Raw genomic sequence first — 19,245 nt, 5'->3', positions numbered from 1 at the left:
AAGACTTTCCATTTTTCTTATAGATGCTCTCGTTTCAAGAAGCAGCAGCGAAAAAATCTAGAAAGCGTGATATAATAAGGATTCTAGGTTTAAAAAGCTGTTTTCTTTACTAAGTTCATCTGTTAAGGTTTATAATAGAAAAGCAGGTCATTCGACATACTCGAATGTTCACGTATTTGTTCATTATGGTTTTATTTTTTTATGTTATTTCATGGATTTTGGAGGAATGTATCATGGTGACAACAGTGCAAAGTACTTTCCGGCAGGAAGCGCTTGCGACATTAGAAGAAGCGAATAACGTCAACCATGCTGTTTTGATAAGCTACTCCAGAAGAGTTGACGATCTGGATCCTCTTGCCTTTTTCCAAAGCGGCGAAGCGGATTTTTTAGGCGAGCGGTTTTTTTGGTCTGATCCAGAAAGCCAAATGATATTTTCTGGACTTGGCAGAGCGGCCGTTATTAAATCATCTGAGCAAGGCAAGGAACGATTTGATACAGTCCATCAAGAATGGGAACAGCTGAAGCAGCACATGTTCCATTTTCATGATGAGAAGGAGTTAAGGCAAGCGGCTGTTGGTCCGCTTTTATTTGGAGGATTCTCATTTGATCCGTATGAAGAGAAGGCGCGTCACTGGGAAGCTTTTGGCGAGGCTCATTTTTTTGTGCCATCGATGATGCTTACTGTCTCGAAAGAAGGCACGTTTCTGACGATCAATGAATGGAAGCAGGTGGACGGGAATGTTCATCAGCTCATTCAAGAATTAGAACAAAAAGCCTCTCATTACGAAACATTACCGCTCAGACATGGTGGACAAGCTGAACTTGTTCATATGGAAGAACGAGATGTGAAGGAATGGATGAAGGCGATCCAAGAAGCGACAGACCACATTCGTGCAAACGAATATGAAAAGGTTGTTTTAGCAAGAGAAGTCTTGCTTCACTATAAAAATCAAATTGAACTCGCTCCACTGTTATCAGAATTATTAAAGCATCAAACAACGAGTTATGTATTTGCGGTTGAACAGGGGAAACAAGCATTTGTCGGAGCTACGCCGGAACGCTTAGTGAAAAAAAGCGGCGGAGAGGTCTTTTCATCTTGTTTAGCAGGTTCGATTGTTCGTGGAAAAGATGAAGCGGAAGATCGAGCATTAGGCGAGGAACTGCTGCATGATGAGAAGAATTTGATTGAACATCAAATTGTTGTCAATATGATTGAGCAAGCATTTGAGGCTAATTGCCTTCGCGTGCATAAACCAAATCAACCTAGTCTTTATAAAACAAAAAACATTCAGCATTTGTTTACACCGATTGTAGGAGAAATTAAAAGCAGCTGTTCTCTCTTTTCATTAATTGAACAGCTCCATCCGACGCCAGCATTAGGCGGATATCCGAAGGAAAAGGCGGTTGAGGTCATTCGTGAAATCGAACCGTTGAAACGTGGCTGGTACGCAGCGCCGGTAGGGTGGATTGACTCTCAGGATAATGGAGAATTTGCTGTTGCCATTCGGTCAGGTCTTATTGAGGAAGACCATGTTCGTTTGTTCGCTGGCTGCGGCATTGTAGAGGATTCCCTTGCAAAGCAGGAGTACGAGGAAACGCAAGTGAAATTAAGACCAATGCTATCTGCCCTTGGAGGTCGTCCTATTGAATAATCAAATCATGACAACATATATTGGCAGATTGATGGATGAATTTGTCCAAGGTGGCGTACAAGAGGCAGTTGTCTGTCCAGGTTCTCGTTCGACCCCGCTTGCAATGCTGGCTCTAGCCCACCAAGACATCAATGTCCATGTATTAGTGGATGAACGGTCTGCTGCTTTTTATGCGCTTGGTCTTGCAAAAGCAAGTCAAACACCAGTGCTGCTTATTTGTACGTCAGGTACAGCAGCAGCTAACTTTTACCCAGCCATTGTAGAGGCACATTATTCCCGTGTCCCACTTATTGTTTTAACTGCTGATCGGCCGCACGAATTGAGGGAAGTTGGAGCACCTCAAGCGATTGATCAGCAATTCTTATTCGGTAAGTTTGTTAAATGGTTCACAGACTTAGCATTGCCAGAAGAAAGTCAGACGATGTTACGCTATGTTCAGACGGCTGCGGCAAGAGCAAATCATATGTCGATGCAAGAGCCGAAGGGACCTGTACAAATCAATGTCCCTCTGAGAGAACCATTGCTTCCTGATTTGTCTATTGATCCTTTCGAGCGAGAAGAAACAGACCTGAAAAAGGTATTAGCTACAGGACAGGCTTTCCCAAATGATGATGCGATATCTGAAATTGTGACGGTTATGAACCGTTCCAAAAAGGGACTGATTGTGTGTGGCGAGCTTCATACGGAGGAAGAGATAGAGGCAGTATTACGTCTTTCAAAAGCCTTGCATATGCCGATTTTAGCGGACCCGCTTTCTCATTTACGAAATGGTCATGAGCATGCAGAGCTTATTATTGATGCGTATGATTCTTTATTGAAAGATGAAGCATTGCAGCAGCACCTATTGCCGGATATGGTCATTCGTTTTGGACCGATGCCTGTGTCTAAGCCTTTATTCAAGTGGCTGGAAAAACATGCGGAAGTGAATCAGATTGTTGTTGATGCTGCCGGAGGTTTTCGAGATCCTGGGCTGAGTGCTTCATATGTCATTGAAAGTGATGTGGCAGCTTTTGTAGATGAAGTAGTTAATAGATCGGACCAACGTGAGGATACAAGTTTTCTAAAGCGCTGGCAGGATGCAAATTCATCATTCAGAACGCATGCTTCCCATTATTCTGATGAGGATCTGTCATTTGAGGGGAATGTGTACCGTCAGCTTCAGCATCTTTTGCCGAAGGAGAGTGTCCTTTTTATCGGGAATAGTATGCCGATTCGTGATGTGGATACATTTTTTGAAGCGCAATCGAAGCCTTTTCGAATGATGGCGAATCGAGGAGCAAATGGTATTGATGGTGTTGTGTCTACAGCACTTGGCACGTATGCAGCTTTGAAACAGCCGGTCACCTTAGTGATTGGAGATTTATCATTTTACCATGATATGAATGGTCTCCTTGCAGCGAAGTTGATGGACATTCCACTGACGGTTGTGTTGTTAAACAATGATGGAGGAGGCATCTTTTCTTTCCTTCCACAGGCGTCTGAAGAACCGTATTATGAAAAACTCTTTGGTACACCGACTGGACTGAATTTTGAGTATGCTTCGAAGTTGTATGGGGGAACCTATTCGAAACCGTCAACGAAACAAGAATTACATGATGTCTACAAGGCGCATATAGAAGAGCCTGGACTTCATTTAATTGAAATTGAAACAGATCGGCATTCTCGTGTAAGCAAGCATCGTCAAATGATGGATGACATATTGGAAGAAGTGAAAAAAGAATGTCTTCTTTCATAATACGGATGCGTGATGGTGTGGCGTACGAGGTGGTGGATCAGAATCCATCAGGTGAGAATGCCACGCTATGCTTACACGGCTTCACTGGAAGCGCGGCTTCTTGGACATTCTTGAATGCTTATATGGGAAATACAAGATTGATTCAAGTCAGCCTGCTTGGACATGGCCGCACGGACTCACCAGAAAGTATAAGAAGATATGCGATGTCGCATCAGCTAGCAGATCTTGCAGAGATTTTAAACCAATTAAAGCTTCACAAAGTGAATATTCTCGGATATTCTATGGGAGGACGTATTGCTTTATCATTTGCCTCTCGTTATTCAGAGCGAGTCAACAAGTTGATTCTAGAGAGTACCTCTCCAGGGCTTCGCACGTTTAAAGAGCGGATGGCAAGACTCAAACATGATCATCAGCTGGCTCAGAAAATGAGACATGAAGGTTTAGTGAAGTTTGTGGATTTTTGGGAGAGTATTCCACTGTTTGCTTCGCAGAAAACTTTATCAGCTGACACGCAGGCTCAACTACGAGAGGAAAGGCTAAAAGCCAATCCACTTGGACTGGCTCGCAGCTTAGAAGGCATAGGAACAGGTTCGCAGCCCTCTGTTTGGAAGGCTTTAAAGCATATGAATTTACCTGTTTTATTGATGTGCGGAGCGCTTGATGAAAAGTTCTGCAAGATCGCCACACGTATGCAGCAGGAGCTTGAAGGCAGTCAATTCATATTGGTTGAGCAGGCTGGGCATACAGTTCATGTGGAACAACCACATTTTTTTGGTAAAATAGTAAGTGAGTTTATTACGCAAGATTAGAGGAGGAACTATTGATGGCTATTGAATGGCAAACTGAGCGTCAATATGACGAAATTTTATATGAAACATGCAATGGGATTGCAAAGATCACGATTAATCGTCCACATGTACATAACGCGTTTACACCAAAGACTGTGAGTGAATTGATTGATGCATTTTCACGTGCTCGTGATAATTCGAATGTTGGTGTGATCGTACTTGCAGGTGCTGGCGGCAAAGCATTCTGTTCTGGTGGAGATCAAAAAGTACGCGGTCATGGCGGTTATGTAGGAGACGATCAAATTCCGCGTCTAAATGTACTCGACTTACAGCGTTTAATTCGTGTGATTCCAAAACCTGTTGTTGCGATGGTTGCTGGTTATGCAATCGGCGGCGGGCACGTTCTTCATATTGTATGTGACCTGACAATTGCAGCAGATAATGCGATTTTTGGACAAACTGGTCCAAAAGTAGGCAGCTTTGATGCTGGTTATGGCTCAGGCTACCTTGCACGTATTGTTGGTCATAAGAAAGCGAGAGAAATCTGGTACTTATGCCGTCAATACAATGCACAAGAAGCGCTTGATATGGGACTTGTTAATACTGTTGTACCATTAGAGCAGCTTGAAGAGGAAACAGTGAAGTGGTGCGAGGAGATGCTAGAAAAGAGCCCGACTGCTTTACGATTCTTGAAGGCTGCATTTAATGCAGATACGGATGGATTAGCTGGAATTCAACAATTTGCAGGAGATGCGACACTTCTTTATTACACAACAGATGAAGCAAAAGAAGGACGCGATTCCTTTAAGGAAAAACGCAAGCCGGACTTCGGTCAGTTCCCGCGTTTCCCTTGATTCAATCATAGCGATGAAAAACAGCTTAGTGCATCAGACTAAGCTGTTTTCTTTTACAAAAAGGAGGTGTCATGATGAAGCAACCGAATTGGCTGCTGCACCGTGCTTATTTAACACCAGAAAGAGTCGCACTCATTTATCAGGATAAACAGTGGACATTTCGCGATTTAGCTGATGAAGTCAATGAGCTTTCAAATAGACTTGCACAAGCATCATTAAAAAAAGGGGAAACGGTCGGGCTTTTGATGAACAACCAGCCTCAAATGGTGATGCTTGTTCATGCTTGTTTTTCATTAGGATTCAAAATCGTGCTATTGAACAATAAGTTAACAAAAGCTGAAAGGCGCTATCAACTTGAAGATGCAAAAGCAGCCGCTTTATTTACTGAACCTGTTTATGCAAGTGATCATAAGGGTGATCTACCCGTTTATACAATGGAGACTTTACCAGAAGCAGGTCACGACAATGGAAAGAAAATCGAAAGCGAATTTGATTTGAATGAAACAGCAACGATCATGTATACGTCTGGCACAACAGGACAACCAAAAGGGGTCGAGCAAACGTTTGGTAATCATTTTTATAGTGCTGTTTCCTCTGCACTCAATATGGGCCTCAGAGAGGATGACCGCTGGCTTATTGCACTGCCTCTTTTTCATATTAGCGGGTTATCCGCTTTAATTAAGTCTGTGATTTATGGGATGACTGTCGTACTTCATCAGAAGTTTGATGTCGATGAAGTAAAGGGTTCGATTGAACAGCATCGTGTGACGATGATATCTGTTGTTCAAACGATGTTATCCCGTTTATTAAGCAGGCTGGAAGAATGTCCGTCTTCTTTGCGCTGTCTGTTATTAGGCGGAGGACCTGCGCCTTTTGCGATGCTTCAAGAAAGCAAAGAGAAAGGCTTCCCTGTGTTTCAATCGTACGGCATGACAGAAACCTGTTCACAAATTGTGACCCTTGCGCCTGAATTTAGTGTAGAGAAGCTTGGATCAGCGGGAAAACCCCTTTTTGGATGTGAGCTGAAAATTCAAGATGGTACACGCATTTGTCGTCCTTTTGAGCATGGCGAAATTATGGTGAAAGGGGCAAATGTCATGAAAGGGTACCTTTACCGTAAAGAGGCGACCGCGGCTGCTTTTGATCAAGGCTGGCTGAAAACGGGTGATATCGGCTATGTGGATGAGGAAGGATTTTTATTTGTGCTTGACCGCCGTTCAGATTTAATTATTTCTGGCGGTGAGAATATTTATCCTGCTGAAATTGAAGCGATCCTGTTAACACATCCGCATGTAAAGGAAGCCGGAGTGACGGGTATGTATGATGATAGATGGGGAGAGGTACCAGCTGCCTTTCTTGTCACAGACCATAAAATACCGGAGAACGAGCTCTATGCTTTATGTGAGTCGCATCTAGCAAAATATAAATGGCCTGCCGCTTTTCACTTTGTGGACCAGCTGCCAAGAAATGCGTCAAATAAATTGCAGAGGCACAGACTCAAGTCAAAGGGGTTTTTAGATGATTCAAATTGAACGAGTGATTTTATATCATGTCACGATGAAGCTCAAGCAGCCATTTACCACAAGTCTTGGGACCATCTCAGAGCGTGAGTTTATTATTGTCGAGGTAAAAGATCAAACGGGATTGACTGGATGGGGAGAGGTGTCAGCCTTTTCTTCTCCTTGGTATACAGAAGAAACCATTGAGACTTGTTACCATATGCTGAGAGCTTTTTTTATACCAAATGTGCTGACACGCACCTTTACACACCCTTCAGAAATACCAGACAGCCTGTACCAATTTAAAGGTAATAGGATGGCGAAAGCGGGAATTGAAGCGGCTGTTTGGGATATTTATGCGAAGCGTGAGAATAAGTCGTTACGAGATGTATTAGGCGGCACCAAGGATAGAATACCTTCTGGTGTTGTGGCGGGGTTAGGACCCATTGATGACATGCTGAAGCAAATACAGCAATTTGTGGACCAAGGTTATCAGCGGGTGAAGGTGAAAATTAAGCCGGGGCAGGATATCGGACTCCTTAAAAAAATTAGAGAGTCTTTCCCTCACCTTCCACTAATGGCGGATGCAAACTCTGCTTATGAATTAAAGGATATTAGCAAGCTCAAACAGCTCGATGACATTCGTTTATTAATGATTGAACAGCCATTAGCTGCAGATGATATCGTCGATCATCGCCATTTGCAAAAGCATTTAAAAACACCGATATGTTTGGATGAAAGTATTTGTTCCTTAGATGATGCTAGAAAAGCTGTAGAGCTTGGCAGCTGTCAAATTATTAATGTGAAGCCTTCACGAGTTGGAGGGCTGACAGAAGCCCTCAAAATCCATACATTCAGTAAGGAGCATCAAATTCCGTTATGGTGCGGAGGAATGATTGAAACAGGCATTTCTCGCGCACAGAACGTGGCACTTGCTTCGCTTCCGCAATTTACAATTCCAGGTGATATTTCTGCTTCGTCAAAATATTGGGAGCAGGATATCATTTATCCTGAAATCAAGGTTGAAAATGGTTTTATTGAGGTGCCTCGTTCCCCAGGAATGGGCGTAGAAGTGGATTATCAAGCGCTTCGTTCCTTTTCAGATAAAATTGACGTCTTTACAAAACATGATTTTGTGATGTGAAAATAAGGTATTCACCTTTTGCACATCCAATAAAATCTATATATAGTGAGAGAAAGTTTTTCCTTCCTGTCTCAACAAAAAAGAAAGAGCGGTGATCCGCTCTTTCTTACTCTTCTACCAGTTCGCTGTCATAAGCAAGCTGTCCAATATAGTGATTCATTTCACTAGGCATGTCTGCTGCATGGCCATATTCATAATCCCAAAGGTTTAAAAAGGAGTGAGCAGCCTGATAAAATGCGGCTTCGTCCGCGTCGTGAATTTCATAAAAAAACGTTTGAAGCAGCCGATCGTGTTTCAATGCGAAGCGCCTCCTTAAATGAGACTTAAAGATCTTGTGGTTTAAACGTTTTACAATCCGTTTCTTCACTTTTTTCAGCCGTATTTCCTGTGTGGCTGACGACATAGATTGCATCTGCCCCACAGCGGTTTCCAGCATTCCAATAGGAACAGTTATTGACTTCACAAAGGATTTTTTGACTCATACAGATGACCTCCTTTTGAGTATGTCTTTCTTCTATAATGTAACCGAAATGAACCTCATCCATTCACGTTAATCTTCCTGGCGAATATAGCGCTTATCCTTCATAAACAATTTCCAGAAGAAATAGAACCCAGGGAATAAGATGATAAAACCTACAATATACGTGATAAATAATGCTCTAAATGTCACAGGGTCTGTAAATCCAGACATGATTGTAATATCCGGATAGGCCATATAAGGCAAATGGGCACGTCCGTACACATAGCTTGCTAAAAAATATTGAATGGTAATCGCAATGACAGCTAAACGAGGCCGGCCTTTTCTATGCTTAAACCGACTATTTGGTAAAAATAGAGCCAGCCCTGCTAGCAAAAACATCAGGAGTGATACAAGAAGAATAGGGATGTTCTGCATCATTTTTGTGAACAGCCAATTTGCCTCGCTTCTTAATGTCAGCATGATGAAAAAGGCCATCATGAGTGAAAGCGGACCCGTAATGAGCGCTCCTCTTCTATAAATGCTGTAAGCTTCATCTTCATCAGCCACATTCGAGAAATCAGCTAAAAGCAATGACGAAAGAAAAAGGGTGCTGAAAATGGCAAAGCCGACAAAAGAATAGACATTTGCACTCGTAAAGACCAGTCCAAGATCTAATGAGTAGTTGTTGTTCTCCTCAAAGATAAATCCACCATGAGTAATCGGAAGAACCATGATCAGGATCGATGGAATGATAAAGCCGCTAATCCCTGAAATGTAAGTCACTGCTTTTCTGTATTTTTTAGGAAGAGAATGAGAAAACACGAGAAACCCGCTTCGCAGTGCAAGAAGCAATAATATAATGCTGCCGGGTATTAATAAAACAGTACCAAGGACAAAGGTCGCACCTGGAAACATACTAAACAATGCGACAACAATTGCCACAATGAATACGTTAGTTACTTCCCATGTTGGAGAAAGGTACTTATTTGCGATATTAGCGGCCTTTGTTTGTTCTTTATTCATATAAATCATGGACCAAAATCCTGCGCCGAAATCCATTGATGCCATCACTGCATAGATAAAAACGAACCCCCATAAGATGGTGATTGCAATGAGTGCATCAGTTGTCACATCCATTTGCATCTTGATCGCTCCTTTTTAAGATTCTGTTAACCGTAGGTCTTCTTCAATCGAATGTTTTCTAAAGTAGTACGTCAGCACAATCACAGTTGCTATGCCTAAGATGAGATAGACAATGGCAAAAAGGATAAAGAGCGTACCGATCGAGCCTGATGATGTGACGACCTCTGAGGTTTTGAGCATTCGATAAATGACCCATGGCTGACGGCCTGTACATGCAAAGATCCAGCCGAACTCAATGGCCAAAAGACTAAGGGGCCCGCCGAATAAGTAAAGAAAAAGGAGCCACTTCGGATAATGCTCGCGTTTTAAAATTTTACGGTAAAGCAGTGCTAACACCGCAAACAAAATGAGAACTGAGCCAATAATGACCATGCCGTTAAATAACGTGTGAATAAATAAAGGCGGCCACTCGTCACGAGGGAAATCATTTAAGCCTTTGACCACCGTATCAAAGCTATTTCCTGCCAGAAAGCTAAGCGCCCAAGGGATTTCAATTGCTCCTTTAATTTCCTTTGAATCAGCATCAGTAAAACCACCTATTGCGAGCGGCGCATGTGATTGTGTTTCAAATAAACCTTCAGCACCAGCTAATTTTTCTGGCTGATATTCATACAGAAGCTGAGCAGACTCATGACCATTTATGGCCGTAAGAAATGAGAAGAGGCCGCCTACAATAAGTCCAAGAAAAAGGGCTTTTCGATGAAACGTATAGAGTTTCTCATTCTTTCTTGTTTTAAGCATTTTAAAAGCTGCCACTGATGCAATCACAAAAGCACCTGTTGTAAAAGCAGACAGCACGACATGTGTCGCAGTTACGACAAAGCTTGGATTGAAAAAGGCCTTCCAGGGCTCGATATTCGTAATTTCTCCATTGACCATTTGAAAGCCAGCAGGAGTACCTTCAAACGCATGTACGTTTGTGATCAGAATCGCTGAAGCGGCTGCACCAATCACGACAAAAATAACGGTAATGATGCGCATAGCAGGTGATAGGCGATCCGCTGCGTACACATAAATAGACATAAATAATGCTTCAATAAAGAACGCATAAATTTCAATCTGAAATGGCAGTGACATGACCTTTCCGATGACCTCCATAAAACCTGGCCATAGAAGAGCGAGCTGGGTACCAGCAATCGTGCCTGTTGGAATGGCGACACCTAACAAGACAGCCTGCGCTTTCGTCCACCGTTTCGCCATGACAGCATAGTGAGGGTCCTTCGTTTTTTGGAAGATGAGTTCAGCTAACAAAATCATTAGCGGGATGCCGACACCAAGCGAGGCATAAATAATGTGAAAGCCCATGGTTGTGCCGAACAGGCTTCTAGCTAAAACGAGATCAGTCAATTTTTTTCTCCGCCTTTCTTATCGCTTCTCTTTTTCATGATGTTATTATTCTCCACCATTTTTAGATTATTCTTCCTGACTAAGAAAGCTTGATTTTTGACAAGTTGTAAGAGAGGGAGTAGAATATAAATATAAAACGTAATAATTACGTTTTGATAACGAAAGGAGTTTTGACATTGAAAAGAGATATTCATCCAACCTCACATGAAGTTGTATTTATGGACGTAAACAGCGGTTACCGCTTTTTGAGTAAATCGACAAAGTCATCCAATGAGACAGTAGAATGGGAAGATGGGAAAACGTATCCTGTCATTAAAGTAGAAACAAGCTCTGATACGCATCCTTTTTATACAGGACGCCAAAAGTTCGGAGAAAAAGGCGGAAGAGCCGAGTTGTTTAAGAAAAAGTATCAAATGTAATATAAAAAGCACACCCTACAATGGTGTGCTTTTTTTACAGCAAAAAACCCCGGATAATCACCCGGGGTTTTAACAATTAATCATTTAAAGCGGTTTTTAAGGTCTTTAGATTTTGTTTCATTAAGCTGACGTAGCTTTCGCCATTTTTGGCATCATCTTCAGTAATAGATTCTAGATTTTTAAGTGTGAGGCTTTTTGCCCCAATTTCACTGCGGATCGTATCTGAGACTTTGCTGCTGACGTTGTTTTCAAAAATCACAAATTGAATGTGATGCTTTTCAGCTTTTTGTACAATGCTTTCGAGCTGCTTTTGTGAAGGCTCTTCAGAAGCGGATAACCCTAATACACTGATTTGTTCAATGCCGTAGCGTTTTTCCCAATAACCGTAGGCTGCGTGGGAAACAAGGATTTCTTTATGTTTTGCTTTAGATAACGTTGTGTTGAACTCTTGATCTAGCGATTGCAAATCCTTTTTTAGTTTTTCATAGTTTTTTGTGTATTCGTCTTTATGATCTGGATCTAATGAAACGAGTGTATCTTTAATGTTTTTTGCCATTTGCTGTGCATAAACAGGGTCTAACCATGCATGAGGATCTTTATCTCCGTGATCGTGTCCATCATGGTCATGATCTTCCCCTTCATGATCGTGATCATGGTCTTCGCCTTCTTCATGTGAATGCTCTTCTTTTGTCGATAACAATTTGATGCCTTCGGCTGCTTTGACTGTTTTCACGCCTTGGTCTTTTAACGTAGAAGCGGTTTTGTCAGCGAATGCTTCAGCGCCTGTGCCGCTGTAGATGAAGGCGTCTCCTTCAGCCATTTCAACCATCGTTTTTGAACTTGGTTCAAAGCTGTGTGCATCTGCATTGGCAGGGTACACGCTTTGCGCATGAACATGAGAACCACCAATTTTTTCAGTGAAATCTTGAATCGGGAAAATTGTGGTGTAAACGGTTAGTTTTCCGTCTGCTTTCCCTTTTGAAGCATTTGTCCCCGCACTGCTTGAGCAAGCGGCAAGACCGATCGCAAATAAAGCAGCTGTTAACATATAAAAGATTTTTTTCATGTGAAAAATGTCTCCTCTCAATCTATTAGATAGAAATGATTACGATTTAATGTCCTGAGTTATTGTATCGTAATAATTACGATTTGAAAAGAGGAAAATAAAAAATTTTCAACAGCAGATGTTTCCTTTTAAAAAAATGCGCTGCAAAACGTGACGAAATTTCTCACATTGTGCTATATTTATTTTTAAAAAAAGATAAAGGAATGGACAACGTATGAAACTTTTAGAAGAAATCATCGAATATAATCAACAATTTATTGAAGAAAAGAAATACGAAGAATTTACAACAACGAAGTTTCCACAGAAAAAATCTGTCATTCTGTCATGTATGGATACAAGACTTGTCGAGTTGCTTCCACGTGCAATGAACATGAGAAATGGAGATATCAAGATCGTTAAAAGTGCTGGTGCTCTTGTGTCTCATCCATTTGGAAGTATTATGCGAAGCATTTTAGTGGCTGTTTATGAATTAAATGCTGACGAGGTTTATGTCATTGGGCATCATGATTGCGGTATGAGCAAAATAGACAGCCAAACACTTTTAAACAAAGCCATTGAGCGTGGTATCCCAGAAAAACGTATTGAAGTACTGGAATACTCAGGAATCGATTTTAAACAGTGGCTCAAAAGCTTTAGTTCGGTTGAAGAGAGCGTGAAGGACAGTGTGTCCGTTGTGAAAAATCACCCGCTTCTCCCATCAAATGTGCCTGTGCACGGTCTTGTCATTGATCCAGGAACTGGCAAGCTTGACGTAGTCGTCAACGGATATGAAGAAAAATAATTTATTTTTCCTTTTTCGGCGGGACAGGATCGATGCCGCCAGGATGGAGCGGATGACATTTTAAAATCCGTTTGATGGTGAGCCAGCCGCCTTTTAAAGCGCCATGCGTTTTGATCGCTTCTAGCCCGTAGTTTGAGCATGTTGGGTAAAACCGGCAGCTAGGCGGTGTAAGAGGGGAAATACATTTTTGATAAAAGCGTATGATACCGATAAAAATTTGTTTCATAGAAGTTCCTCCTTGTCTGTCTTCCACAGTATAAGAAAAAAGGACAAGGAAGGAAAGTTTTATAAACTAAACTGGTCGGAGAAATATGTTATAATATAGGAAATTGCAATTATAGGAGTGGTGATTATGCCTTCAGTTGAAAGCTTTGAACTTGATCATAATGCTGTAAAAGCGCCATACGTTCGTCATTGTGGCGTTCATAAAGTGGGATCAGATGGAGAAGTCAATAAATTTGATATTCGTTTTTGTCAGCCAAACAAACAAGCAATGAAACCTGATACGATTCATACATTAGAGCATTTACTTGCGTTTAACATTAGAACACACTCAGAGAAATACGACCATTTTGATATCATTGATATTTCTCCAATGGGCTGCCAGACAGGCTACTATTTAGTGGTCAGTGGTGCACCAACTCCAAAAGAAATCGTTGAACTTCTTGATGCAACATTCAAGGATGCAGTTGAGGTAACAGAGATTCCTGCTGCAAACGAAGAGCAATGCGGTCAAGCGAAGCTTCATGACCTTGAAGGGGCAAAACGTTTGATGCGTTTCTGGCTTTCTCAAGATCAAGAAGAGCTTCTAAAAGTATTTGGTTAATCGATCATAAACCGGACATGATGATGTCCGGTTTTTTTGTATTCGATCATGAGATGTCAAAATAGGGGATATTTGTTAAAATGGACATGTCAGTAAAAGAAGGGGGAACTCGGGATGCGAAAAATGTTGGGAATGATATTGATGCTCTTGTTACTAAGTGCATGTGGGAACTCTGCAGCAAATAGTGGCAAAGGGGAGGTACCTGAGCTATTAGAAGTGAAGCTTACAGGACCTGAACAAGTGGAGAAAAATGAAAGCGTTATAGTAAAAGCAGCTGTCACATATGGTGATACGCCTGTTGATGATGCAGACGAAGTTCAATTTGAAGTGTGGAAAGATGGCGATAAGGATAACAGCAAGATGATTCAGCCAAAGAAAGAGAACAAAGGTGTATATGAATTGCATACAGCCTTTAAAAAAGATGGCCTTTATATCATACAAGTCCATGTGACAGCTAAACAGCAGCATAATATGCCAAAGACAAATATCCATGTAGGTGATGTGAAAAAAGAGAGTTCATCTACTGAAGAAGAAACCTCACATCATTAAGTGTCATTTTATTTCGGGTTAGGACGTTGGTTTGGTTCAGCATCCTGTGGTGAATCGACTTTATGCTTATATTCATAAGCCTTCGATGTTGTCCATAGTGATAAAAAGACAACGATTGAGATAATGATAAAGCTGATAATCCCAAGTAGCAGCATCTAACTCCCTCCTTATTTCCATATTAACATATATTTCATGCAGTCAAAATAGAAGAAATTCATGGCAGGTTTCAGTATAATAGGAAAAGGGTATTCTCATACTAAACGCAATTACATAAGGAGGAATAAACATGTCTGAAAAATTATTAAACGTCGTTAATAAACAAGTAGCTGATTGGACTGTGCTTTACGTAAAATTACATAACTATCACTGGTACGTAAAGGGAAAAGACTTCTTTACACTCCATGAGAAATTTGAGGAACTTTATACAGAAACAGCGACGTACATTGATGATTTGGCTGAGCGTATGCTTGCGTTAAATGGACAGCCTGTTGCGACAATGAAAGAATGCTTAGAAATTTCTAGCATTCAAGAAGCTGAAGGTAATGAATCAGCGGAGCAAATGGTGAAAAATCTATATGATGATTTCTCAAATATCGCTGAGGAATTAAAGCAAGGAATGGAGCTGGCTGGAGAAGTTGGCGATGAAACAACAGGTGATATGCTGCTTGCGATTCATCAATCTATTGAGAAACACAACTGGATGCTTAAAGCATTTTTAGGATAATACGTATGTGGAAGGAATGTCGATCATGAAGAGATCGACATTCCTTTTTTGTTGGAATCGGGACAGACAGCCCATTGAAATCATAGGGCTTTCAGCCGAAGAGAAAAGAGAAGGGAGGGGAGAAGATGTCTTCTATTGCAGGAATGATGAGTCAGCAAGTCGCGAGCATTCAAAAAACACTTAATATTAGTTTGTTGAATTCACAGCTTGCTACGAATACAGCACAAGCCATGGTCATGCTGGATCAAGTTCAGCAGCAGCCTCAAGCTGTTCAACCAAAGGATTCAGACGCTCGCTTTATTGATGTGAGAGTCTAAAGATGGAAGCCGCCGCACAAGGTGGCTTTTTTTCTTGTCAGCACTCTCTGGTTTAAAAGGCGACGCCTTTATTTTTTGTCGTCCAAGCTATTGCGAAGATCTGACATATACTATTGAGGTAAGGAGTTCCACTCTGAAAGGATGTTGATGCCAAGTGAGCAAAGATTTAGGCATCTTTTCGTTGTTTACAGTCAGTTTGTCAGCGATGGGCTTTCTGTTTGGTGGAGCAGGATATTTACTGATGATATTAGTAACACTCATGGCCATTGAATTAATTTGTTCAAGCCTAAGAGAATCTTTGACAGGACAGCTCACAATGAAACGTTTTTCTACACGGCTTGTTCGAAAGATTGTGACGGTCTCCTTAATATCCATGGCGCATTTCTTCGATGTCATGCTGAAGACAAATGGGATGATTAAGGATTTAGCGATCATCTTCTATATTATTTATGAATCTTACCAAATCGTCTCGACAGCCAATGCCCTCGGAATTCCCATTCCACAGTTGTTTATTGATGTGTTGGACATGTTAAAAAATAAATTGCGCAAAAAGCCGTAATTTCTTCATATCTGGTCATACTAAAGGAAAAAGGATGAATCAGATGACGAGACACACATATTATGTATCCGTACAGGATGGGTCGATATCTCAGCATAGAGATGCGGCGGCTTGGCAATTTCAAATAGAAGCAGACGATGATCAAATTTTGCAGCTGAGAGACTATTTCGATGAACAGTATATGACAGATTGGAAAGGCTTCTTTCGAGCGCATGTTCCGTATCTTGAATATCATTATGACAGTCCGAATGATGAAATGGATCGAAAAAGAAAAGAGATATACTCAATGATTTTCGAGCTCGGGAATGAAGAGACAAAGAACTTTATTGAAACAAATGGATTAATGAATTGAAAAAGCATGTAGAGATTTTCTACATGCTTTTATTTTCGCGGTTGTAAGATGCCTCCGATCAGATCACTAAGCCCGCCTCTATTCTCTTGCTGAGATGTCTGTGAATTAGTGAATTCATGGGAGGAGTTCTGGCTCTGAGGCTTATAACGGTTATCATCTAAACCAACCCGTAAGCCGGATGTACGCTCAGATGGCTGGATAATGACAATTTGGTCTTGTTCTTGGAACTCAAATAAGTAGGATTCACCAGATGTTTGTCCGATGAGGGTCTTCCAGTTCACATCTAATTTGACCTTCGGTGCTTTACCTGTCCAAGCGACGATGGCGTCAGGGTCTACACGGCAAGGGGCTTTTAAAATGAGCGGGTTTCCATTTGTTTTAATGGCGACCTGCGCCCCGTGGCCTTGATAGGAGAGCTTTGATGTAAACAGTCCTTTCTGTGATAAAATCCCTACGCCTACTGGTGTCACGCCGTAATGACATTCCTCAGTAAAGGCAAGTAAATCCTCACTTTCTACACTTACATGCTGCCAAGGACCGCTCGGCTCAAGGTTAATCACTGTCACGTGCTCGCTGGAATCAGCCAAATAACAAGTACCTTGTCCACTTACTTCCATCACCTCAAGGTTTTCACCTGTCAATTTTCTGCTGATATGGTTAAATACTTGACTGACCATATTTCCTTTGTTCGTACCGAGTAGTCGTTTGCGGTATTGAAACGTACCTTGATCGGCAATCATTGCGCCTTTTTTCGCAAAAAAGATTCCGCTGCCTTCTGCTTGTAAAGTGAGTTCTTCTATTGTGTTGAATTGAAATCCCATTGGTGCCGGCTCCTTTCCTGCGTCAAGATGTGAATCCATAGATGCGGCATAAATCATTTAAATCTAGCGTAGTTCCTTGCCCGGTGGCGATAATTTTCCATTCTTCCTCATCTCTTATGAGTTGGGCGCAAATGATGGAGGTACAATACGAATAATCTTCTGTTAATTGAAAGGTACAAATCTCTTGTTGTGATATTTGATCAGTCAGATGCACATAAGCGTTCGTCACTTGTCCAAAATGATGCTTGTGCTCGTGTGCATCATGTATCGTGGCTGTTACAACGATTTTATGAATATCAGGAGAGACTCTGCTTAATTGCATAATGATCATTTCATTGTCTCGATATCCGCCGCCAACTTGATGATCACCAAGATGGCGAACAGCTCCGTCTAAGCTCTGCTGCTGATGATAATAGATCAGATGGCTTGGAGACAACAGTTTGTCCTCTTCATTTAAGAGAAACACTTGCGTATCTAAATCAATTGGCTGGCCAGCCAAATCCCAGCCAAGCCCGATTTGAATTTGGTCGATATTTGGATTGTCTTTAGTTAAATCTAGCTTTTGCCCTTTGATGAGGTGTTTCTTGATCACCTCATGAGGGGCGTCATCTTTTTCAATTTTACTGGGCGTAAGCGATTGATCTTTTTCTTGTTTTGACCCATTTGTTATCCTCATGCTGTTTTCCTCCTTGTCGTAATAGGACAAACACTAATTGATTTACGTCATCAAGGGATAAAAGGTTTCATGATTAAAATAGGGTGAAGTTGGGGATGATAAAAAGGTTTTAGCAACAAGACCTCATTTTAAATACAGACGAAATGAAACCACTCGTTTGTTTCACTTTTGATAAAAATTCTTCAGAGAAATGTGATCTGTGGTATGATGTTTTACAAGAAGCAAGGACAGGATATGAGGGATTTCACATGCATGTATTTAAAGACTATTATCATAATACGGTCAAGCTCTCCTTTGAAGAGAAGCCTTTTTCAAGTCATCCAAAGCATGTTTGGGCTATCTGCCGTTACCAGGGGAAATGGCTGCTCACTGAACATGAGGATCGGGGCTATGAGTTTCCAGGAGGGAAAGTTGAGCCAAATGAAGAAGCAGACCAAGCCGCTATACGTGAGATTCAAGAAGAGACGGGTGCTGTTGTTCGTGAATTAACGTATATTGGTCAGTATCAGGTGCTAGGCAGAGAAAAGGTCATCGTAAAAAATATTTATTTCGCTGATATTGAAAGGCTAGTGAAGCAAGACACGTATTTTGAAACGAAAGGACCTGTTCTTTTCGCAGACTTGCCAAGATCCATCGCAAAAAATAAGAATTTCAGTTTTATTATGAAAGATGATGTGTTAAGACAAAGTCTTGCTTATTTAGAAAAGAACGGTTTGATTCGTTAAAAAAAGCGCAGGGAGATCTCCCTGTGCTTTTTATTTTTGGAGAAAACGGCGTTCGAGCCATTCCACAAGCTGGTACATGATGGTCGCAAACACAGCAATAATGAAAAGACTTAAGAACACGAGTGTAAAGTTGAAGACTTGAAAGCCGTAAATGATCATGTAGCCGAGCCCTTTTGAGGATACAAGAAATTCCCCTACAATGACCCCAACCCAAGAAAGACCAACATTCACTTTGATGGCAGAAATCATCGTTGGAATACTAGCTGGCAAAATGACCTCACGAAAGACGACGCTTTTTTTCGCGCCAAAGGTTTTCATCACCTTTAAATAATTCTCATCGACCTCTTGAAAGGCAGTGTAAATGACGATCGTCGTAATGATCACACTAATGATCGCACCCATGGCGACGATGCTGATCATACCAGGTCCAAGGGCAACAATTAAAATGGGGGCGAGGGCAACTTTCGGCATGGCATTTAAAATGACTAAATAAGGATCAAGAACGTTTGCTAATCGGGTGGACCACCATAAGGCGGCAGCGAGCAAAATGCCGCAAAAGGTACCAAGTAGAAAACCGAGCACCGTTTCAAATAATGTAATACTCATATGATTCATTAGAGAACCATCTTGAATTTTTTGCACAAACAATTGGCAGACCGCAGAGGGTGAACTGAAAATAAGCGGATCAATGAACCTTAAATGACTGGCAAGCTCCCAAAGCGAAAAGAAGCTGGCGAATATGATGAGCTGATAGATACGTGTGATCCGTTTTTCCATTCGGTATTTTTTGCGATAGGCTTCATGTAAA

The 19,245-nt window shown here is 41.4% G+C and carries 25 protein-coding genes; 15 read left to right on the top strand and 10 right to left on the bottom strand.

The window, feature by feature from the left end; all coding sequences use genetic code 11:
* The first annotated feature begins 233 nt into the window (after window positions 1-233).
* The 6 genes from MHH41_RS13810 to menC all read left to right on the top strand — a co-directional run bounded on the left by MHH41_RS13810 (window position 234) and on the right by menC (window position 7,672).
* A complete protein-coding gene (locus MHH41_RS13810) occupies window positions 234-1,652 on the top strand; it encodes an isochorismate synthase (protein WP_310426635.1) in 1,419 nt (472 codons plus the stop codon).
* Complete coding sequence (gene menD, locus MHH41_RS13805) at window positions 1,645-3,387, top strand: 2-succinyl-5-enolpyruvyl-6-hydroxy-3-cyclohexene-1-carboxylic-acid synthase (RefSeq protein WP_340866460.1); 1,743 nt, start codon at window positions 1,645-1,647, stop codon at window positions 3,385-3,387. The genes MHH41_RS13810 and menD overlap by 8 nt, the downstream gene beginning before the upstream one ends.
* Window positions 3,372-4,196: a 2-succinyl-6-hydroxy-2,4-cyclohexadiene-1-carboxylate synthase gene (gene menH, locus MHH41_RS13800; RefSeq protein ID WP_137055398.1), complete on the top strand. Its 825-nt coding sequence runs from the start codon at window positions 3,372-3,374 to the stop codon at window positions 4,194-4,196. The genes menD and menH overlap by 16 nt, the downstream gene beginning before the upstream one ends.
* A 14-nt stretch (window positions 4,197-4,210) precedes the next feature.
* Window positions 4,211-5,029, top strand: a complete 819-nt coding sequence (gene menB, locus MHH41_RS13795) for a 1,4-dihydroxy-2-naphthoyl-CoA synthase (RefSeq protein ID WP_003217719.1) — start codon at window positions 4,211-4,213, stop codon at window positions 5,027-5,029.
* A 71-nt stretch (window positions 5,030-5,100) separates the two neighbouring features.
* Window positions 5,101-6,561: an o-succinylbenzoate--CoA ligase gene (locus MHH41_RS13790; RefSeq protein WP_340866459.1), complete on the top strand. Its 1,461-nt coding sequence runs from the start codon at window positions 5,101-5,103 to the stop codon at window positions 6,559-6,561.
* The gene (gene menC / locus MHH41_RS13785; protein ID WP_050943486.1) at window positions 6,548-7,672 is read left to right on the top strand and encodes an o-succinylbenzoate synthase; all 1,125 of its coding nucleotides are present in this window, start codon (window positions 6,548-6,550) and stop codon (window positions 7,670-7,672) included. Before MHH41_RS13790 ends, menC begins: the two co-directional genes overlap by 14 nt.
* 106 nt (window positions 7,673-7,778) lie before the next feature.
* On the opposite strand, the gene MHH41_RS13780 is transcribed toward menC, so the two are convergent.
* The 4 genes from MHH41_RS13780 to MHH41_RS13765 all read right to left on the bottom strand — a co-directional run bounded on the left by MHH41_RS13780 (window position 7,779) and on the right by MHH41_RS13765 (window position 10,622).
* Complete coding sequence (locus MHH41_RS13780) at window positions 7,779-7,970, bottom strand: hypothetical protein (protein ID WP_050943488.1); 192 nt, start codon at window positions 7,968-7,970, stop codon at window positions 7,779-7,781.
* Between the two features lie 25 nt (window positions 7,971-7,995).
* Entirely contained in the window at window positions 7,996-8,154 is a 159-nt protein-coding gene (locus tag MHH41_RS13775; RefSeq protein ID WP_008360682.1) for a DUF1540 domain-containing protein, read from the bottom strand.
* A 68-nt stretch (window positions 8,155-8,222) separates the two neighbouring features.
* A complete protein-coding gene (locus MHH41_RS13770; RefSeq protein ID WP_170966031.1) occupies window positions 8,223-9,269 on the bottom strand; it encodes a cytochrome d ubiquinol oxidase subunit II in 1,047 nt (348 codons plus the stop codon).
* Window positions 9,270-9,290: 21 nt separating this feature from the next.
* Window positions 9,291-10,622: a cytochrome ubiquinol oxidase subunit I gene (locus MHH41_RS13765; protein WP_003217550.1), complete on the bottom strand. Its 1,332-nt coding sequence runs from the start codon at window positions 10,620-10,622 to the stop codon at window positions 9,291-9,293.
* Between the two features lie 176 nt (window positions 10,623-10,798).
* Here MHH41_RS13765 and MHH41_RS13760 point away from each other — a divergent pair, with 176 nt between their 5' ends.
* Window positions 10,799-11,041, top strand: a complete 243-nt coding sequence (locus MHH41_RS13760) for a type B 50S ribosomal protein L31 (RefSeq protein WP_003217579.1) — start codon at window positions 10,799-10,801, stop codon at window positions 11,039-11,041.
* 76 nt (window positions 11,042-11,117) lie between these two features.
* Here the strand turns inward: MHH41_RS13760 and MHH41_RS13755 are convergent, their stop codons facing one another.
* The gene (locus MHH41_RS13755) at window positions 11,118-12,107 is read right to left on the bottom strand and encodes a metal ABC transporter solute-binding protein, Zn/Mn family (RefSeq protein ID WP_310426627.1); all 990 of its coding nucleotides are present in this window, start codon (window positions 12,105-12,107) and stop codon (window positions 11,118-11,120) included.
* A gap of 214 nt (window positions 12,108-12,321) precedes the next feature.
* Between MHH41_RS13755 and MHH41_RS13750 the strand changes: the two genes are divergently transcribed.
* A complete protein-coding gene (locus MHH41_RS13750; protein ID WP_050943492.1) occupies window positions 12,322-12,888 on the top strand; it encodes a beta-class carbonic anhydrase in 567 nt (188 codons plus the stop codon).
* A 1-nt stretch (window position 12,889) separates the two neighbouring features.
* Here MHH41_RS13750 and yidD read toward each other — a convergent pair whose 3' ends face one another.
* The gene (gene yidD, locus MHH41_RS13745) at window positions 12,890-13,114 is read right to left on the bottom strand and encodes a membrane protein insertion efficiency factor YidD (RefSeq protein ID WP_003217666.1); all 225 of its coding nucleotides are present in this window, start codon (window positions 13,112-13,114) and stop codon (window positions 12,890-12,892) included.
* 126 nt (window positions 13,115-13,240) lie between these two features.
* Here yidD and MHH41_RS13740 point away from each other — a divergent pair, with 126 nt between their 5' ends.
* Entirely contained in the window at window positions 13,241-13,714 is a 474-nt protein-coding gene (locus tag MHH41_RS13740) for an S-ribosylhomocysteine lyase (protein WP_003217624.1), read from the top strand.
* A gap of 114 nt (window positions 13,715-13,828) precedes the next feature.
* Window positions 13,829-14,263, top strand: coding sequence for a FixH family protein (locus MHH41_RS13735; protein ID WP_044142137.1), 435 nt, complete (start codon window positions 13,829-13,831; stop codon window positions 14,261-14,263).
* 8 nt (window positions 14,264-14,271) lie between these two features.
* Here MHH41_RS13735 and ytzI read toward each other — a convergent pair whose 3' ends face one another.
* Entirely contained in the window at window positions 14,272-14,418 is a 147-nt protein-coding gene (ytzI, locus tag MHH41_RS13730) for a YtzI protein (protein WP_003217544.1), read from the bottom strand.
* A gap of 131 nt (window positions 14,419-14,549) precedes the next feature.
* On the opposite strand from ytzI, the gene MHH41_RS13725 reads away from it, so the two are divergent.
* The 4 genes from MHH41_RS13725 (at window position 14,550) to MHH41_RS13710 (ending at window position 16,215) form a co-directional block, all read left to right on the top strand.
* A complete protein-coding gene (locus MHH41_RS13725) occupies window positions 14,550-14,987 on the top strand; it encodes a Dps family protein (protein ID WP_003217576.1) in 438 nt (145 codons plus the stop codon).
* Between the two features lie 125 nt (window positions 14,988-15,112).
* Complete coding sequence (locus MHH41_RS13720; protein ID WP_003217712.1) at window positions 15,113-15,304, top strand: hypothetical protein; 192 nt, start codon at window positions 15,113-15,115, stop codon at window positions 15,302-15,304.
* A 154-nt stretch (window positions 15,305-15,458) separates the two neighbouring features.
* Window positions 15,459-15,863, top strand: coding sequence for a phage holin family protein (locus MHH41_RS13715; RefSeq protein ID WP_003217754.1), 405 nt, complete (start codon window positions 15,459-15,461; stop codon window positions 15,861-15,863).
* Window positions 15,864-15,906: 43 nt separating this feature from the next.
* Complete coding sequence (locus MHH41_RS13710) at window positions 15,907-16,215, top strand: hypothetical protein (protein ID WP_003217683.1); 309 nt, start codon at window positions 15,907-15,909, stop codon at window positions 16,213-16,215.
* Window positions 16,216-16,244: 29 nt separating this feature from the next.
* On the opposite strand, the gene MHH41_RS13705 is transcribed toward MHH41_RS13710, so the two are convergent.
* Together MHH41_RS13705 and MHH41_RS13700 are read right to left on the bottom strand one after the other, a co-directional pair.
* Window positions 16,245-17,036, bottom strand: coding sequence for an AIM24 family protein (locus MHH41_RS13705; protein ID WP_003217675.1), 792 nt, complete (start codon window positions 17,034-17,036; stop codon window positions 16,245-16,247).
* A 22-nt stretch (window positions 17,037-17,058) separates the two neighbouring features.
* Window positions 17,059-17,712 carry a TerD family protein gene (locus tag MHH41_RS13700; protein WP_003217746.1) on the bottom strand — a complete coding sequence of 218 codons (654 nt, stop codon included), beginning with the start codon at window positions 17,710-17,712 and terminating at the stop codon, window positions 17,059-17,061.
* 248 nt (window positions 17,713-17,960) lie between these two features.
* On the opposite strand from MHH41_RS13700, the gene ytkD reads away from it, so the two are divergent.
* Window positions 17,961-18,437: an RNA deprotection pyrophosphohydrolase gene (gene ytkD, locus MHH41_RS13695; RefSeq protein WP_034665337.1), complete on the top strand. Its 477-nt coding sequence runs from the start codon at window positions 17,961-17,963 to the stop codon at window positions 18,435-18,437.
* A 30-nt stretch (window positions 18,438-18,467) separates the two neighbouring features.
* On the opposite strand, the gene MHH41_RS13690 is transcribed toward ytkD, so the two are convergent.
* Window positions 18,468-19,214 (bottom strand): ABC transporter permease, encoded by a 747-nt coding sequence (locus MHH41_RS13690; RefSeq protein ID WP_445661621.1) that lies wholly within the window; start codon window positions 19,212-19,214, stop codon window positions 18,468-18,470.
* Between the last annotated feature and the right edge of the window lie 31 nt (window positions 19,215-19,245).

This window comes from Bacillus sp. FSL K6-1145, from assembly GCF_038003425.1.
In the GTDB taxonomy this organism is placed as follows: domain Bacteria; phylum Bacillota; class Bacilli; order Bacillales; family Bacillaceae; genus Bacillus; species Bacillus pumilus.
The sequence above is the reverse complement of the archived record's forward strand: the minus strand, read 5'-3'. Positions and strand labels throughout refer to the sequence as shown.

What these genes read in the sequence shown, in the direction of transcription:
- MHH41_RS13810 (WP_310426635.1), top strand. Translation starts at nt 234, where the DNA reads ATGGTGACAACAGTGCAAAGTACTTTCCGGCAGGAAGCGCTTGCGACA.
- menH (WP_137055398.1), top strand. Translation starts at nt 3,372, where the DNA reads ATGTCTTCTTTCATAATACGGATGCGTGATGGTGTGGCGTACGAGGTG.
- menB (WP_003217719.1), top strand. Translation starts at nt 4,211, where the DNA reads ATGGCTATTGAATGGCAAACTGAGCGTCAATATGACGAAATTTTATAT.
- MHH41_RS13790 (WP_340866459.1), top strand. Translation starts at nt 5,101, where the DNA reads ATGATGAAGCAACCGAATTGGCTGCTGCACCGTGCTTATTTAACACCA.
- menC (WP_050943486.1), top strand. Translation starts at nt 6,548, where the DNA reads ATGATTCAAATTGAACGAGTGATTTTATATCATGTCACGATGAAGCTC.
- MHH41_RS13775 (WP_008360682.1), bottom strand. Translation starts at nt 8,154, where the DNA reads ATGAGTCAAAAAATCCTTTGTGAAGTCAATAACTGTTCCTATTGGAAT.
- MHH41_RS13770 (WP_170966031.1), bottom strand. Translation starts at nt 9,269, where the DNA reads ATGGATGTGACAACTGATGCACTCATTGCAATCACCATCTTATGGGGG.
- MHH41_RS13755 (WP_310426627.1), bottom strand. Translation starts at nt 12,107, where the DNA reads ATGAAAAAAATCTTTTATATGTTAACAGCTGCTTTATTTGCGATCGGT.
- MHH41_RS13750 (WP_050943492.1), top strand. Translation starts at nt 12,322, where the DNA reads ATGAAACTTTTAGAAGAAATCATCGAATATAATCAACAATTTATTGAA.
- yidD (WP_003217666.1), bottom strand. Translation starts at nt 13,114, where the DNA reads ATGAAACAAATTTTTATCGGTATCATACGCTTTTATCAAAAATGTATT.
- MHH41_RS13740 (WP_003217624.1), top strand. Translation starts at nt 13,241, where the DNA reads ATGCCTTCAGTTGAAAGCTTTGAACTTGATCATAATGCTGTAAAAGCG.
- MHH41_RS13735 (WP_044142137.1), top strand. Translation starts at nt 13,829, where the DNA reads ATGCGAAAAATGTTGGGAATGATATTGATGCTCTTGTTACTAAGTGCA.
- ytzI (WP_003217544.1), bottom strand. Translation starts at nt 14,418, where the DNA reads ATGCTGCTACTTGGGATTATCAGCTTTATCATTATCTCAATCGTTGTC.
- MHH41_RS13725 (WP_003217576.1), top strand. Translation starts at nt 14,550, where the DNA reads ATGTCTGAAAAATTATTAAACGTCGTTAATAAACAAGTAGCTGATTGG.
- MHH41_RS13720 (WP_003217712.1), top strand. Translation starts at nt 15,113, where the DNA reads ATGTCTTCTATTGCAGGAATGATGAGTCAGCAAGTCGCGAGCATTCAA.
- MHH41_RS13710 (WP_003217683.1), top strand. Translation starts at nt 15,907, where the DNA reads ATGACGAGACACACATATTATGTATCCGTACAGGATGGGTCGATATCT.
- MHH41_RS13705 (WP_003217675.1), bottom strand. Translation starts at nt 17,036, where the DNA reads ATGGGATTTCAATTCAACACAATAGAAGAACTCACTTTACAAGCAGAA.
- MHH41_RS13700 (WP_003217746.1), bottom strand. Translation starts at nt 17,712, where the DNA reads ATGAGGATAACAAATGGGTCAAAACAAGAAAAAGATCAATCGCTTACG.
- ytkD (WP_034665337.1), top strand. Translation starts at nt 17,961, where the DNA reads ATGCATGTATTTAAAGACTATTATCATAATACGGTCAAGCTCTCCTTT.
- MHH41_RS13690 (WP_445661621.1), bottom strand. Translation starts at nt 19,214, where the DNA reads ATGGAAAAACGGATCACACGTATCTATCAGCTCATCATATTCGCCAGC.